General features: G+C 70.1%; 2 protein-coding genes. One reads left to right on the forward strand and one right to left on the reverse strand.

Translation table 11 applies throughout. The annotated features are described in order from the left end of the window. Positions 1 to 463 (forward strand): transposase (locus ABT085_RS46565; protein WP_351623324.1); only part of this gene is annotated, 463 nt, incomplete at its 5' end. Here the strand turns inward: ABT085_RS46565 and ABT085_RS46570 are convergent. Further along, positions 381 to 947 (reverse strand): BAR domain-containing protein, encoded by a 567-nt coding sequence (locus ABT085_RS46570; protein WP_351623326.1) that lies wholly within the window; start codon positions 945 to 947, stop codon positions 381 to 383. The genes ABT085_RS46565 and ABT085_RS46570 overlap by 83 nt on opposite strands. Positions 948 to 1,069: the final 122 nt, after the last annotated feature.

Consider the following 1,069-nt stretch of genomic DNA (forward strand, 5'->3'; position numbering starts at 1 on the left):
ACGTGACGGACGCAAGCGCCACATCCTGACCGATACCGAGGGCCTGCTCCTGGAGGTGACCGTGACCACTGCCGATGTGCACGACTCCAAGGCCGGCCCCGCGCTGCTGGAGACGTTCATGGACCAGCCGGGCCGGCTGTTGAAGCTGGTGTGGGTCGACAGTGCCTACCAGGGCCCCGCACTGGCCGGGGCGTTCGCCCGTCACGGGGTGCGCGTCGAGGTCGTGCGCCGCTCCGACGGGCGCCGCGGATTTGTCGTACTGGCCCGCAGGTGGGTGGTGGAGCGCACGCTGAGCTGGCTGTCGCGCTCACGCCGCCTCAACCGCGACCACGAACGCCGCCTCGACCACCACGCCCAGATGGTGTGGTGGGCCGCCGTGATCAGGCTGTCCCGGCGCCTGGCCGGGGATGCTCCGCGTTGGCCGGAGAAGCGTCCCGGCCGACTGCTCCGGGCGCGGGCATGAACCGTCCGTCCCTCGCCCGCACGAGCCAGCCCCGCTTTTCCAGCACGTAGGCACGGTGACGGATCTTCTCCACCTCGTTCTTGATCTCCGCTTCGCGGCCCGCCGCTCGCGTCAACTCCACCCCGTTCACCGGCCCCGAAGCGGCCACCACCGCGGCGAACACCTCCCGATACAGGCCGCTGAGCACCTCCTCACCCATGCCCGACCGCCACACCGGCGGCCGCTCGCCATGCCCCGCGCCCAAGCCGCTCGATCCCGCGGCGGCAGCCATCTCACCACCCGATGGCACGGAAACCGGCTTATTCACCGGGCTCTCCCCGGCCAGCACCGACACGAGCTCCTCACGCGCCACCCTGGCCCGCTCAACTCGCTCCCGCGCGGCATCCACCTCGGCCTGAGCCTGCTCCAGGACCTCCGTCCAGGACTCCAGATCCTGCCTCGCCCGGGCCTCACGCTGTTCCATCAACCCCAGCACCGACGGCATCGCACACCCTCCTCGATCCACGACAAGCCGTCCGCTGCCTGCCCTTACACCTCCGCGGTCATGCCCCGCACACGAAGAAGTCCCTGTTCATCGAACAGGGACTCCCTTTGCCACAACGCACT

It is taken from the genome of Streptomyces sp. NPDC002265 (assembly GCF_040296125.1).
Classification (GTDB): Bacteria; Actinomycetota; Actinomycetes; order Streptomycetales; family Streptomycetaceae; genus Streptomyces.

Bases quoted from the DNA above. Each gene is read 5' to 3' on its own strand.
- ABT085_RS46570 (WP_351623326.1), bottom strand. From the start codon at position 947: ATGCCGTCGGTGCTGGGGTTGATGGAACAGCGTGAGGCCCGGGCGAGG.